Source organism: Acinetobacter sp. RUH 2624 (assembly GCF_000162375.2).
GTDB lineage: Bacteria > Pseudomonadota > Gammaproteobacteria > Pseudomonadales > Moraxellaceae > Acinetobacter > Acinetobacter nosocomialis.
The window spans coordinates 447,754-462,265 of sequence record NZ_KI391940.1; the positions used below are offsets into that span (position 1 = coordinate 447,754).

14 protein-coding genes are annotated in these 14,512 nt (G+C 39.4%); 6 read left to right on the top strand and 8 right to left on the bottom strand.

Features of this window, described 5'->3' with window-relative positions:
• Positions 1 to 5 precede the first annotated feature (5 nt).
• The 3 genes from nrdR to glnK all read right to left on the bottom strand — a co-directional run bounded on the left by nrdR (position 6) and on the right by glnK (position 2,418).
• Positions 6 to 464 (bottom strand): transcriptional regulator NrdR, encoded by a 459-nt coding sequence (gene nrdR, locus HMPREF0014_RS24155; protein WP_004710970.1) that lies wholly within the window; start codon positions 462 to 464, stop codon positions 6 to 8.
• Positions 465 to 624: 160 nt separating this feature from the next.
• A complete protein-coding gene (locus HMPREF0014_RS24160; protein WP_002048891.1) occupies positions 625 to 2,022 on the bottom strand; it encodes an ammonium transporter in 1,398 nt (465 codons plus the stop codon).
• A 57-nt stretch (positions 2,023 to 2,079) separates the two neighbouring features.
• Positions 2,080 to 2,418 (bottom strand): P-II family nitrogen regulator, encoded by a 339-nt coding sequence (gene glnK / locus HMPREF0014_RS24165; protein ID WP_000780326.1) that lies wholly within the window; start codon positions 2,416 to 2,418, stop codon positions 2,080 to 2,082.
• A 279-nt stretch (positions 2,419 to 2,697) separates the two neighbouring features.
• Here glnK and HMPREF0014_RS24170 point away from each other — a divergent pair, with 279 nt between their 5' ends.
• Both HMPREF0014_RS24170 and HMPREF0014_RS24175 read left to right on the top strand, forming a co-directional pair.
• A complete protein-coding gene (locus HMPREF0014_RS24170; protein ID WP_002048939.1) occupies positions 2,698 to 2,925 on the top strand; it encodes an accessory factor UbiK family protein in 228 nt (75 codons plus the stop codon).
• A 65-nt stretch (positions 2,926 to 2,990) separates the two neighbouring features.
• Positions 2,991 to 4,478, top strand: coding sequence for a YifB family Mg chelatase-like AAA ATPase (locus HMPREF0014_RS24175; protein WP_006581184.1), 1,488 nt, complete (start codon positions 2,991 to 2,993; stop codon positions 4,476 to 4,478).
• Positions 4,479 to 4,507: 29 nt separating this feature from the next.
• Here HMPREF0014_RS24175 and HMPREF0014_RS24180 read toward each other — a convergent pair whose 3' ends face one another.
• Positions 4,508 to 5,932 carry a PLP-dependent aminotransferase family protein gene (locus tag HMPREF0014_RS24180; RefSeq protein ID WP_006581185.1) on the bottom strand — a complete coding sequence of 475 codons (1,425 nt, stop codon included), beginning with the start codon at positions 5,930 to 5,932 and terminating at the stop codon, positions 4,508 to 4,510.
• Between the two features lie 111 nt (positions 5,933 to 6,043).
• Between HMPREF0014_RS24180 and HMPREF0014_RS24185 the strand changes: the two genes are divergently transcribed.
• Positions 6,044 to 6,820 (top strand): aldolase, encoded by a 777-nt coding sequence (locus HMPREF0014_RS24185; RefSeq protein WP_004883678.1) that lies wholly within the window; start codon positions 6,044 to 6,046, stop codon positions 6,818 to 6,820.
• A gap of 15 nt (positions 6,821 to 6,835) precedes the next feature.
• Complete coding sequence (locus HMPREF0014_RS24190; RefSeq protein WP_006581187.1) at positions 6,836 to 7,714, top strand: dihydrodipicolinate synthase family protein; 879 nt, start codon at positions 6,836 to 6,838, stop codon at positions 7,712 to 7,714.
• A 42-nt stretch (positions 7,715 to 7,756) separates the two neighbouring features.
• On the opposite strand, the gene HMPREF0014_RS24195 is transcribed toward HMPREF0014_RS24190, so the two are convergent.
• Entirely contained in the window at positions 7,757 to 8,578 is an 822-nt protein-coding gene (locus tag HMPREF0014_RS24195) for a TorF family putative porin (protein ID WP_020992390.1), read from the bottom strand.
• 964 nt (positions 8,579 to 9,542) lie between these two features.
• Between HMPREF0014_RS24195 and HMPREF0014_RS24200 the strand changes: the two genes are divergently transcribed.
• Positions 9,543 to 10,859: an OprD family outer membrane porin gene (locus HMPREF0014_RS24200; RefSeq protein ID WP_002048907.1), complete on the top strand. Its 1,317-nt coding sequence runs from the start codon at positions 9,543 to 9,545 to the stop codon at positions 10,857 to 10,859.
• Between the two features lie 108 nt (positions 10,860 to 10,967).
• Here HMPREF0014_RS24200 and ppa read toward each other — a convergent pair whose 3' ends face one another.
• Together ppa and HMPREF0014_RS24210 are read right to left on the bottom strand one after the other, a co-directional pair.
• Positions 10,968 to 11,495 carry an inorganic diphosphatase gene (gene ppa / locus HMPREF0014_RS24205; protein WP_002048945.1) on the bottom strand — a complete coding sequence of 176 codons (528 nt, stop codon included), beginning with the start codon at positions 11,493 to 11,495 and terminating at the stop codon, positions 10,968 to 10,970.
• Positions 11,496 to 11,622: 127 nt separating this feature from the next.
• A complete protein-coding gene (locus HMPREF0014_RS24210) occupies positions 11,623 to 12,021 on the bottom strand; it encodes an MAPEG family protein (RefSeq protein ID WP_002048944.1) in 399 nt (132 codons plus the stop codon).
• Positions 12,022 to 12,127: 106 nt separating this feature from the next.
• On the opposite strand from HMPREF0014_RS24210, the gene HMPREF0014_RS24215 reads away from it, so the two are divergent.
• Positions 12,128 to 12,511 (top strand): hypothetical protein, encoded by a 384-nt coding sequence (locus tag HMPREF0014_RS24215; RefSeq protein WP_006581189.1) that lies wholly within the window; start codon positions 12,128 to 12,130, stop codon positions 12,509 to 12,511.
• A gap of 41 nt (positions 12,512 to 12,552) precedes the next feature.
• Here the strand turns inward: HMPREF0014_RS24215 and HMPREF0014_RS24220 are convergent, their stop codons facing one another.
• The gene (locus HMPREF0014_RS24220; RefSeq protein WP_002048927.1) at positions 12,553 to 14,232 is read right to left on the bottom strand and encodes a long-chain-fatty-acid--CoA ligase; all 1,680 of its coding nucleotides are present in this window, start codon (positions 14,230 to 14,232) and stop codon (positions 12,553 to 12,555) included.
• Positions 14,233 to 14,512 lie beyond the last annotated feature (280 nt).

Sequence of the window (14,512 nt, forward strand, 5' to 3'; positions counted from 1 at the left end):
AATGATTAATGTTCACGTTGTTGCATTTGCTCAATTTGACGGCGAAACGCTTCAACATCCTGAAAGTCTTGATAAACCGAAGCAAAACGAACATAGGCAACATGATCAAGTGCAAATAAAGATTGCATGACAATTTCACCAATAGTTCTAGACTTAACATCACGTTCACCTAAACGGCGAATCTGCAATTGAATATCGCTCAGAACCGTTTCGATCTGCTCTTGTGTCACTGGACGCTTTTGTAAAGCATGCATAAGTGAACGACGTAGCTTGGCTTCATCGAACGGTTCATTCTTTCCATTCGATTTGATCACACGGGGCATCACCACTTCATAGCTTTCAAAAGTGGTAAAACGTTCACCGCAAACTACACACTCACGACGTCGACGAATCTGACAGCCTTCTGCGGCTAGCCGAGAATCGATGACTTTACTATCTGCGGCGTTGCAAAATGGACAATGCATAGCGGACTTAATAGGATCAATTACTTTGACCTAGTGTAGCAAAATTTCTACGCTTACTGAACCAGCATTCTATGAGACAAAAAAACAGCCCTGAGCCAGATCAAAGCATCGCTTTGATCACAACCCAAGACTGTTTTTAGTACAGCAAATATATTACGAATTATTCAATACGTTCGCCATGTTGGCTTAAATCCAGACCCATACGTTCATCATCGGCATTAACACGCAGACCAATCACCACATCGATTACTTTAAGAATAATGAAGGTTGCAATACCGCTGTAAACCATAGTTGCAAGTACACCTTCAACTTGTACCCACAATTGGCCTGCAAATGTTGGTGCTAAAGTCACACTAGCTGCTTTAATGATTTCATCACTGTAGAACACGCCAGTTAAAATCGCGCCGACAATACCACCTACTGCATGTAAACCAAAGGCATCCAATGCATCATCCGCTTTGAGTAAACGTTTAAGTGCTGTAATACCCCAGAAGCAGACTACACCACCAATTAAGCCCATCACTAGAGCTCCGCCTACGCCGACGAAACCTGCTGCTGGTGTAATCACAACCAAACCAGCCACAGCACCAGATGCACCACCTAATACAGAAGCTTTACCACGAATCATACGTTCTACAACTAACCAAGAGAAGGCAGCAGCAGCGGCAGCAACTTGAGTCACTAAAATTGCCATACTTGCACGAGCACCAGCGCCTAACGCACTACCACCATTGAAGCCGAACCAACCTACCCAAAGTAAGCTTGCACCGATTACAGTTAAAGTTAAGTTATGCGGTGCCATAGATTCACGGCCAAGGCCAATACGCTTACCAAGCATGTAAGCTGCGACTAAACCTGCAACACCAGAGTTGATATGTACAACTGTACCACCAGCAAAATCTAATGCGCCTGCTTTAAATAACCAACCATCTGTGGCCCACACCCAGTGAGTAATTGGCGCATAAACCACAAGTACCCAAATTGTAATAAAGGCCATGAAAGCTGAATATTTCATACGGTCAGCAATCGAACCACTCAAAATTGCGACAGTAATGATGGCAAAAGTCATTTGGAAAATAACAAATAAGCTTTCAGGAATTGTTCCACTTAGTGCGTTAAAACCTACGCCATTGAGCATCGCTTTAGACAAGTCACCAAAGTATGCACCTGTGCCAGAGAACGCGAGTGAATAACCAGCAATCACCCAAAGCAAACTTACCAAAATTGCAGCAGAAAGGCTGAACATCATGGTACTTAATACGTTTTTCTTACGGACCATACCGCCGTAGAACAATGCCAAGCCAGGAATCGTCATCAACAGTACTAAAGCTGTTGAAACTAAAATCCAAGATGTATCGCCTGTATCGAGTTTTGGTGTCGGTGCTGGAGCTGCCGGAGTTGCGGCAGCTGCTGGTGCTGCTGCAGATGTTGCAGGTGCTGCAGACGTTGATGTTGCTGTAACCTCAGATGTCGGTGTTGTTACAGTCTCTTCTGCCCAAGCGGCAGTACCACCCAAAAGTGCGCCTGTTAGACTCAGCGCCATAAGCATTTTTTTCATTCGTGTCCCCCAACCTCATTTGCGAGCTATTTATTGCTCAGCAAGCTTTGTGCCAATTTAGACAGCATCTGGTCCTGTTTCACCCGTACGGATACGGATGACTTGTTCCAGGTTAGTCACAAAAATCTTACCGTCGCCGATTTTCCCAGTGCTTGCCACACGAGTAATTGACTCAATTACTGCGTCGACCATTTCATCGCTAATCGCAATTTCGATTTTTACTTTAGGTAAGAAATCAACCACATACTCCGCGCCGCGGTAAAGTTCTGTATGCCCTTTTTGACGACCAAAACCTTTAACTTCAGTTACGGTAATCCCTTGTACACCAATGTCAGAGAGTGCTTCACGCACATCATCTAATTTAAACGGTTTTACAATTGCAGTTACAAGCTTCATGTTTGTTTCCTTCGGCTTCTTTTCACCAGTAAGGTTTTATGTTCAATTTTCATGCCAATATTTCAAAGGTTGGAGGAGATGAATCTTTTGCATGAGCTTTCTTTATAACCTATTTAGTTATCAAGATGTAGATGAGCTACTAAAAATAAAATGAATTTGCAGTCCTGTTTTTATTTCATTTTATCGTTATCCAATATGGAAAAGCCAAGAAGCCTATATACGAGGTTCAAGCAGTGTTAAACTGGCAAGCATAAGGTAATACAACAGTTTGGATATCTCATGCTAGAAACTCTATTACAGGCTATTTTGGAACAAATTGACGAGCCTAAAAAAGATTTAGAAAAAAACTTACGTGCATTATTAAATGAAACTGTCGAGAAATTAGACCTCGTGTCTAAACAAGAAATCGAAAGACAAAAAACTGCACTTCATTTAGCCAATCAACGTTTAGAAGAGCTACAAAAACAAGTAAGTCTATTAGAAGAAACTTTAAAGAATAAAAAATAAGCACCAATGTAGCGCACTTATACTTTACAACGATTAAAAATTAAGCACCACAATGGAACAAGAAGATGTCTTTTTCTAAAATTTATACTCGGGGACTTTTAGGCTTACATGCGCCTCTCATTGAAGTAGAGGTACATGTGAGTCAAGGCTTACCTTCTCTAACGATCGTAGGGCTTGCTGAAGCAGCAGTCAGGGAGAGTAAGGACAGGGTTCGCTCAGCCATTATTAATAGTGGATTTCAGTTTCCGACTAAACGGCTGACTATTAATCTTGCTCCCGCAGATTTGCCCAAAGATGGTTCACGTTTAGATTTACCGATTGCATTAGGGATATTAATTGCCTCAGGTCAGCTTCCAGAGAACTGCACTGAAGACTTTGAATTTATTGGAGAGTTAGCACTAGATGGTCATGTAAGACCTATTTCAGGTGCTTTAACTTTGGCAATGGCCTGCCAACAAGCCCAGCATAAAATTGTTTTACCCCAAGATAATAGTCAAGATATTAGTCATTTACCAAATCTTGAGTGTTATCCGGTTAGTCATTTAAAAGAAGTTTGTGAACACTTTTTAGGAAATACCAAGCTATCTCAGGTGCAATCATCTTCCCGCTCAAATGACATGCCGTATAAATTTGACCTTGCTGATGTAAAAGGTCAGCTACGTCCACGTCGTGCACTGGAAATTGCAGCTGCTGGAGGGCACTCCCTGCTCTTTAAAGGACCACCGGGTACAGGTAAGACTTTACTCGCCTCACGTCTTCCTTCAATTTTACCACCACTTTCTACTCAAGAAACGCTTGAAGTTGCGAGTATTTATTCGATTTCAAATACACCGCATATTTTTGGACAGCGCCCTTTTCGTGCACCCCACCATACAGCCTCAGCAATTGCACTAGTTGGGGGCGGTTCTCATCCTAAACCGGGTGAAATTACCTTATCTCACTTAGGGGTTCTCTTTTTAGATGAATTACCCGAGTTTGATCGCAAAGTATTAGAAGTCTTACGCCAGCCGCTTGAGTCAAAAGAAATTATCATTTCACGGGCAGCCCGGCAAATTACCTATCCTGCCAACTTTCAGCTTATAGCAGCAATGAACCCCTGCCCATGTGGTTATGCATTTAATCAAGACAGTCGTTGTCAGTGTTCACCCGAAAGTATTAAGCGCTATCAAAATCGTATATCGGGACCATTACTTGACCGCATCGATTTACATATCGATGTACCGCCATTAAAAGCTCAGGAACTACAAGACCCAACACCTGCTGAGGATTCGACAACTGTGCGACAACGTGTGATTTATGCTTATGAACAACAAATAAAAAGGCAGAATTGTTTAAATCAAGCGCTTTCACCAAAACAATTAGAACAATTCGCTGTCCTAGATGACACTTCACAGCGAATGATTGAAATGGCACAGCAACGTTTAAATCTATCAGCTCGTGCTTATCATCGTGTTTTACGGGTTGCTCGTACCATTGCCGATTTGTCTCAAAGTGAGATGATTCAAAGTCCTCACCTTACAGAAGCTCTCTCCTATCGAGGCAATCATTCTTAAAATAAAACAGCGGATTATGTGTCCGCTGTTCATTTATTTCTATTAAGAATATTGTTTAAGTTTTCAATTAAAGCCGTAATTTCTTTCTCTGATAAAGCTGCAAAACCGAAGCGGATACTACGATTAGGGTGTTCTCCCTGTTTAAACTTATGCTCTGTATCAATATTGAGTTCTTTTAAGTTTATAAGCTGATCTTGGGTAAATGTTTTCTGAAATTTCACCCACAAAGCCATTCCACCCGCGGGAGGTTGTATATGAACAGTCTCAGCAAAAACTCGTTGAAACGCAGCTAAGGCATGATCGCGACGTAACTGATAAATCTTTTTCATTTTACGTATGTGTCGTTTGATCTCTCCTCTCTGCATTAAATCCGCTAAAGCGAGTTCCGTAATATTATTGCCCTGCCGGTCAATCAATAAAATATCTTCAGTAATGGAGTGAATGATGGGGGGAGCTGCCACGATGTAGCCTAACCGAATACCAGGTGCAAAAACTTTAGACAATGAGCCCACATGAATGACTAACTCAGAGTGAGGTAAGCTCGCTAAGGGTGGCATAGGCCGACTGTCATAGTGAAATTCATGGTCATAGTCATCTTCAATAATGTAAAACCCCCATTTTTTTGAAAGCTCTAAGAGTTGAAGACGACGACTCATTGGCATGGTAACTGTTGTGGGATATTGATGATGTGGCGTTGTATAGATGGCAGCGACAGAATATTCTTGTAAAATCCGTTCCAAATCTTCAATGACAATACCTTGCCCATCTAATTTGACAGTAACAACCTGAAAACCATTTGACTGGAATGCCTTAAAAGCAGATGGGTAATACAGCTCTTCAACGACAATGACACCTTGGCGGTTTGGTAATGCGCGCGATGCAAGAAAAATTCCCATCTGGCTTCCACGTACAACACAAATCTCATCTTCGGCAACATTCATAAAACGTTCCATCGATAGCATTTGTTGCAAGGCTTGTCTTAACTCACTCATTCCTCTTGGATCACCATAGCCCATGTACTGATTTTGCGTAATTTTAATCAGAGCATGCCGATAGGCCCTCGAAAACAATTCGTATGGAATAAGCCTCGGATCTGGCACACCATCGTTATGTGGACGTTGAGTCACTTCTCGAATAACGGGCTTATGATTAACTTTTCGCTCAGATACTGACTCTATTTGAAGCTGTTTTTCCGGCAAAACATCTGCCACAAATGTGCCTTTTCGGGGGCGAGTCACTAGCCATCCTTGTGCCTCTAATTCCTCGTATGCCGCTTGTACCGTTTTCCGATTAATTCCTAGTTCTTTTGACAAGCTACGAGACCCTGGTAGCATAGTTCCCTGTACTAAACGCCCATTTAAAATTTCTTGGCTAATCAAGTTAGTAAGCTTTAAAAAAACTGTTTTTTCTTCTCTTTCATCGATACGGAAATGTACTTGCCAAGGTCTTAGCATATTCGCCCCATCTGGACCATATAACTTATAAAAACTGGATGTATTGATTCATCCAGTTATTTTCTATTCTGCCTTCACCTACTTAATTTGGTCAACTGGACTGGAGAAGAGATGAAGACTGCTTCTGTAAACAAACAAGAGCTGATGCAACATGCACAGCAAGACATGCAAAAGTGGATTAGCGACTCAGATTTAACTGATCGTCAAAAGCTTGCACTCACTTGTCGTATTTTATTTGATCATGGTCATGATGCTGGTTTAGCGGGACAAATTACTTGCCGTAGTGAAAATAAAGAAACTTTTATTACTCAGCGTTTCGGATTAGGTTTTGATGAAATTACTGCTTCAAACTTACTTGAAGTAAATCAAGATCTAGAACCCATCAATCAAGAAGGAATGGCAAACCCAGCCAACCGTTTTCACACTTGGATTTATAAAGAACATCCAGAGGTGAATTGCATTATTCACACACATCCCACCCATGTAGCTGCTTTATCTATGCTACAGATTCCACTCATGATTTCTCAAATGGACGTCTGCGCACTTTATGAGGACTGCTCATTTGTAGGTCATTGGCCAGGTGTTCCTGTGGGTAATGAAGAAGGTATTTTGATTTCCTCTGCTCTGGGTAAAAACCGCGCTGTTTTGTTGTCTCACCACGGCCAACTGGTCACAGGAAAAACCATTGAAGAAGCATGTAACTTGGCTCTTTTAATTGAACGCGCAGCCCAACTGCAACTACTGGCAATGTCTGCCGGGCAAATTCAGCCTATCCCCCACAGTCTAGCAACAGAAGCACATGACTGGGTATCTACCGATAAACGCAACAAAGTGAACTTTGCTTACTACGCACGTAAAGCTTTGAAAAACCATTCTGACTGTATTTAAAAAGAGACTTCGACCATGAAACTAAAAGGCATTATTGGCTACCCTGTTACTCCATTTTCTGATGACAACACCATTAATCTTCCTGTTCTAAAACAAATGCTGAATTTGCTTATTGAAAATGGTTGCGATGCAATTGCACCTTTAGGCAGTACAGGAGAAAGCGCTTATCTTAAATGGGATGAATGGTGCTTAGTCGCAAAAACTTCAATTGAAAGCATTAATAAGCGCGTGCCTGTCATTATTGGAATTTCAGAACTCACCACTGATCAAGCCATCAAAAAAGCCCAGATCGCGCAAAGCTATGGTGCAGATGCACTTATGGTGATTCCTGTATCTTATTGGAAACTAACTGATCAAGAGATTTTTGAATATTATCAAGCGATTGCTCAGGCCACGAGTTTACCAATTATGGTGTATAACAACCCTGCAACCAGTGGCGTTGATATGTCTCCAGAGTTAATTGTGCGTATGTTTAACAACATCGCAAATATCACGATGGTAAAAGAAAGCAGCGGCGATATTCAGCGCATGCATAAAATTTATGAACTATCAAAAGGTGAACTTCCGTTTTATAACGGTTGTAATCCTCTAGCTTTAGAGGCCTTATGTGCGGGAGCAAGCGGTTGGTGTACAGCAGCACCAAACTTGCTGGGTCAACAACCTCAACAGCTTATTCAACACGTCAAAAATGGTGAATTAGAGCAAGCTCAGAAGTCATTTTACCAACAACTTCCTATCCTACGTTTTATCGTAACTGGTGGTTTGCCTAAAACGATTAAAGCAGGTTTACAGTTAAAAGATATTTCTGCGGGGTCACCACGTAAGCCTTTGTCTAAAGCCACGAATATTGAGCTTAATCAGTTAAAACAACTACTTTCTGAAATAGAAAACTAATAAAAAAGCGGGTTTATTTACCCGCTTTTTTACAGCATAAACTTAGAAAGTTTTAGTTAAACTAAATACTAGACCAGCGTCATAAGGCTTTTTCTGAGCATCAGTCATACCAGAAGTACTCACATCAGTACCCACTACGTCTAATTCAGCCAAAATACCTAAAATGTTACGGTTTACACCAACTTTATAATCAATATAGCTGTCGTCTGTACCAGGGCCGCCCGCAACTACGGCTAAAGCCTCTTTGTTTTTGAATTTGTTATAACCAACTGATGCAAGTCCAGTAAATCCAGTGTTTGCAATTGGTGCCGAATAACCTACGTTAAAATACCAGAACTGTTTAGAGTTCGCCCAGTAGTCATTTGAATAGTTAACGCCCACACTGAGCGCATCGCCTTTAAATAAAGAATCGGCAAACGTTAACTTACCGTAAATTTCATTAAAATCTAATCCATTTTTGCCATCGTAACCAATGCCGTTACGGTCAAAACTATGGCCCGAACCAATGTAACCATAATGGATCACACCTACATCATAAGTTGGCGCAAGCTTATCGGATAACTTTAACGTATTGGTATAACCCAAAGCGACATCTGTTTCAGTTGAGTTACCTGTTACACCAAAATCAACACTTGAACCCCAAAGCGATAAATAAGCACCTGATTTATGAGAAAAAGTAAAACCACCTTGAATGGCAGGGTTATTTGAAGATTGTGTAACACCACGGAAACGATAATCTGTGGTTGCTGCTACGCTACCTGTTGTCGTGATTCCATAGAAAGATGGAGCACTTTCAGCCATAACCATGGTTGAACCTGCTGTGAGTACGCCGACTGCTACTACTTTAAGTGCAAATTTCATCATTTTGATCTCCCCCACAATGAACGCACGATTTAATTGAATTAAACAAATTTTGTTACTTAAGCTTTAGCAATTGCTGTGCCAAGTCCATATTTGGTATCGCTGGGCTGCATAAGTTTTGAAATCAAATTCTTTTTAAAATGAAAAAATTGCTTAGTACACGAAACTTTATATTTATAAAAAACAAATATATAAAATAGATTTATTACAAATCTAAAAATACTCAACATAGAAAAACCCCTTATCGGAAATTAGTAACCGAGGTAAGAAGTATTCCTTTGATACGCGTAAATTTTCTATTTAGATCTAAAGCTGAGATATAAAAAGTATGTAAATTATTGAAGGCGTTAGATGAAATGATCTGTGATTGAGCATTTTTGCTTACTTCATTTCTGTATTTATTTCTGAGTTAAAGTCGATGAACTATTTTGGGTCTTTTTTAGGCAACAATATAAATAAAAAAAGTACTGCACAGAATTTATGCAAAATATCGCACTAGATTTGATCAGTTCAATTAAATTCTATTGGCTTATTATAACAATCGGTTCATATATACAGTACTTCTAAAAACAATGTTATACAGTAACAATTTATAAGTAGGCTTAAAATAAATCGTTGAAAAAATCAACTCAAAGCAAGGTTAAAAAGTAAACATATCCAGCAAAAAAGGATAAAAAATGAACACAAGAATCACGTATTTTTTGAAGTTTGACTATAAAATAAATGGTAAAAATCAACTAAAAAATAAATTACTTTTTTTATTTTAAACAATACATTAAGTATAAAAGGCTATGAGTAAATTTACTAAATAACCGGTAGCACATTAATCAATTTCTGCATAGCATATATAAAATAAAATCAACAAAAATATATCTTTTTTATAGATTACTTATACAATTGATGGAAATCCTAGGCCCTGAACTATAACAAGGCACAGGATTTATCGTTTTTATGAGGTTCTTTAAATATGCTAAATGCACAAAAACTTACATTAGCAGTTCTCATTTCTGCGGCAATAATTTCCTCAGCTCAGGCAAGCGAGCAAAGTGAGGCAAAAGGATTTGTTGAAGATGCGAACGGTTCTATTCTCTTCCGTACAGGTTATCTAACTCGCGACAAAAAACAAGGCGCGAAAGATACTAGTTCATTTGCTCAATCGGCAATTGTAAATCTTGAATCTGGCTTTACCCCTGGTATTGTTGGTTTCGGTGTAGGCGTTGTTGGTGACGGTTCATTTAAAATCGGTGAAAATAATAATGCCGGTAATCAAATGATTCCTAAGCACAATGATGGTTCAGCTTACGATCATTGGGGCCGTGGTGGCGGTAGCGTTAAAGCTCGTTTCTCAAATACGACTGTACGTTATGGTACTCAAGTACTCGATTTACCAGTTTTAGCAAGTAACACTGGCCGTATGGTTCCTGAATACTTTACAGGTACTTTATTAACAAGCCATGAAATCAAGAACCTTGAATTAGTAGCTGGTAAATTCACTAAAGACCAAATGTCTGATCAAATTAATACCGATGCTGATGTATTTGGTAAAGGTCTTGATCGTGCAATCGTTTGGGGCGGTAAATACAAGTTTGATGATAACTTAAATGCCTCTTACTATGGTTTAGATAGCAAAAATAAACTTGAACGTCATTATGCTAATGTGAACTATAAACAGCCTTTGGCTAATGACAGTTCATTAACTTATGATTTCAGTGGATACCATACTAAGTTTGATGCAAATGCACGCACTTATTCAGCAACTGGCTTTGTAGCACCAGATTATGCTGATAATGGTAAAGCAGGCGAAGAAAAGACCAACAATATTTGGGCAATTTCAGGAACTTATGCTACTGGTCCACACAGTGTGATGCTTGCTTACCAACAAAACACTGGGAATGTTGGTTATGACTATGGTCAAAACGCTGACGGTTTCCAAAGTATTTATTTACCAAACTCTTATATGTCTGATTTCATTGGTAACCACGAGAAATCTGCACAAATTCAATACAACGTTGATTTCGGTAAATTAGGCGTATTACCTGGTTTGAACTGGACAACTGCATTTGTATACGGTTGGGACATCAAAGTTCGTGATGTAACTGACAATGCTCAAGAGCGCGAATTCTTCAACCAAGTAAAATACACAGTTCAAAGTGGTTTTGCTAAAGATGCAAGTCTTCGTGTCCGTAACTCTTATTACCGTGCAAGTGATTCTTACCAAGGTGCGTACATCGGTGATACAAACGAATGGCGTATCTTCCTTGATATCCCTGTGAAATTATTCTAATTCATAGATCTATCAAGCATAAAAAAAACCTACCTCTGGTAACACAGGTAGGTTTTTTATTGAGTCTAGAATATCAATTGAGACACACTAGACTCATAAAATCAAAACTTATTTTTTAGCAGCTTCGATTGCTTTCAATACTTCAGCTTTAGCAACGTCCGCACCTTCCCAACCGCTGATTTTTACCCATTTGCCTGGTTCTAAATCTTTATAGTGGCTGAAGAAATGCTCAACTTGGCTAATCAACAATGGAGGAAGATCTGTATATTCCTTCACATCTTTGTAAAGTGGAGATAATTTCTCATGTGGAACCGCGATTAATTTCGCGTCGATACCGCCGTCATCTTCCATGTTTAATTTACCCACTGGACGGCAACGAATTACAGAGCCAGCAGCAACAGGATGCGGAGTTACAACAAGTACGTCTAATGGGTCGCCATCTTCAGATAAAGTATTTGGTACATAACCATAGTTTGCTGGATAGAACATTGCTGTGCCCATGAAACGGTCTACAAACAATGCATCAGAATCTTTGTCAATTTCATATTTAATTGGCGCTGCATTTGCAGGAATTTCAATGATGACATAGATGTCATTTGGTGCATCTTTACCTGCTGGGATATTGCTGTAACTCATATCAATACTCTTTCGTTATGAAGTCAGATGTAAAATCCACTCGATTATAACGTGGATATCATCAAAATGATGCCGATTATACAATGCGCACACGCGAAAGTTGATATGAATGGTGACAGAATGACACTCAAGTCAACTTAATTGTCACGATCAACAAGAATATTGGGCATAACAATGATAAAAACCAGACAATCGAGCGTAAAGTTGCCCAATTACTCAAGTAACAAATGCCATAAATCACGCGCAAAATAATATATGCCCAGCCCAGTCTCAAAATAAAGTACTCAGGCACCACCATATATTCAGCCATCAGAATAGCTGTTAAAAATAAAGGTAAACTTTCAAAACTGTTTTGTTGTACTGCATTTGCCCGAGCAGCGATTCCCTTTGTATTAGCAAGAAAATCTCTTGGGTTCTGATTATCAGAGGGCTGAAAACCACCCTTAAATTTTGCAATTACGGTAAATGCGTATGGCAGCAAACATGCCACTAAAATAATATAGATAATGCTGCTGATGCCGTGCATAGTGCCATCCATCACTGAAAATACTGTTGATCATGCTATCATAACTCATCGTTTTTACCTGAAATTTTATGCAATCGCATGTCATCACTGATTTATAGGGCTATGTATGCAACAACCTGATCAAAAAGAATTGCTCGAGGTCTTAGAAAAGCAAAAGAAGAACCAGCTTCAGGTAGATCTTATCTTCAAAATTGTATTACCCATTGTCGCTTTTTTACTGAGTGTGATTTGCGCGAATTTCAATTGGCAATCGACACTGGGTACCTTTGTCATTTTGACAATCACTTTTATTGCAGTGGGTGTCAAAAGACTTCCTTTATGGCATTGGCTCATTGTAATTATCGTGTATTGTCTGATAGATAATTACCTTAGTTATGGCCAACTTGACTTGTCTCACTTACGCCTACAACTCGGCACAATGTTTGTTTTTGTGGGTATAGTTGGAATCGGCCGTCCTTATGTAGACCGCTGGTTTATGAAAAGCCACTAAATAAAAAAGCGCCCTACGGCGCTTTTTTTAATCACTAACGATTAAGCAGGTTTACGTAGATCTTTACGTAAAATTTTACCTACATTTGATTTTGGTAATTCATCCATAAACTCAACATAACGAGGGCGTTTGTAGCCTGTTAAGTTTTCTTTAGCAAAGTTCAAAATTTCTTCTGTGGTCAAGCTTGGATCTTTTTTCACAATAAAGAGTTTTGGTACTTCACCTGATTTTTCATCTGGAACACCAATTGCAGCAACTTCCAACACTTTTGGATGTTTAGCAATAACTTCTTCAATTTCACTTGGATAAACGTTAAAGCCTGAAACCAAAATCATATCTTTTTTACGGTCTACAATTTTTGTATATCCACGGCTGTCCATTACACCAATGTCACCTGTACGGAAGAAGCCGTCAGCTGTCATCACTTTAGCTGTCTCATCTGGACGGTTCCAATAGCCTTTCATCACTTGAGGACCACGGATTGAGATTTCACCTTGTTCACCTAAAGGTAATTCTTTACCGTCATCATCTAAAATAGCAACTTCTGTTAAAGGTAATGGAATACCAATGGTGCCGCTAAACTCAGTAGAAGCTGGAGGGTTTGCAGTCGCTACCGGAGAAGTTTCTGATAAACCGTAACCTTCAATAATGGTAGTGCCAGTAATTTTCTTCCAAGCTTCTGCTGTAGAAGGTAAAACTGCCATACCACCGCCCATTGCCATTTTTAAATTGCTATGGTCAAGTTGTTTGAACTCTTCATTATTTACCAAGGCATTAAACAATGTATTTACTGCTGGGAAGAAAGAAGGTTGATATTTACGTAATTCCTTAATCACGGCTGGTAAATCACGCGGGTTCGGAATCAGGATATTTGCCTGTCCTTTGTACATGCCGTACATCGCACAAACCATGAATGCAAAAATATGATAAAGCGGTAATGCACAAACGATACGATCACCTTTAGCACCATCATTTGCACCAAATTTACTTTGGAAAATACCGTCACACTGTAAAAGGTTAGCAACCAAATTACGATGCGTCAGCTCAGCACCTTTTGAAACGCCTGTTGTACCACCGGTATATTGAAGCACAGCAGTATCACTTAAAGTTAAAGTCGGGCGTTTATAATTGCTTGGGTTTTCTTTATTTAATGCGCTATTAAATTTAACATGGCCAGGAATATTCCAAGCTGGAATTTGTTTACGCACTTTACGTAAAACAAAGTTCACTAAAGTACCTTTTAGTGTACCTAACATGTCTCCAACAGAAGCAACTACAACATGCTTGACTGGAGTTTTACCTAAAATACTTTGATAAACACTCGCAAAGTTTTCAATAATGACGAGAACTTCAGCACCTGAGTCATTTAACTGATGTTCAAGCTCACGTGCTGTGTATAGCGGGTTAACATTCACTAAAATCAAGCCAGCACGGAAGACTGCCAATGCCACTACAGGGTACTGCAATACGTTTGGCATCATTACTGCAACACGCGTACCTTTTGCTAACCCCAAATTTTGCAAATAGGTCGCGAACTTACGGCTTGCAAGTTCCAACTCGTTAAATGACATGGCTTTATCCATAAAGATAAAGGCATCACGAGAACCAAATTTTTGGAAATTACGCTCAAAAATATCAACAAGTGAGGTATTTTCTGCAGGCAATGCTACTGTTTCTGGAATCCCTGTCTTTTGGTATTCTGCAAACCAAATCTTTTCCATAATGCCATTATCTCCGATTCGTAATCCTTAGTAATAACTGTTATTCAATGCCCCAGCTATTCTTTAGCTTCTTGGTGCCAGAACATATTTAAAACTTATTGGCACATTCATGACACTTTCGAACAAGATTATGAGACAGAAGTTTTGACAATTTGGCCCTGCCAAATTTTTTGCATGGAGTACAAAAATTATGTACTCCAAATTGCTGCCCTTTTAATCATTATTCCATACCAACAAGTTCAGTTCACTGCTTGAACTTGTTGCCATATATAGCGTATTT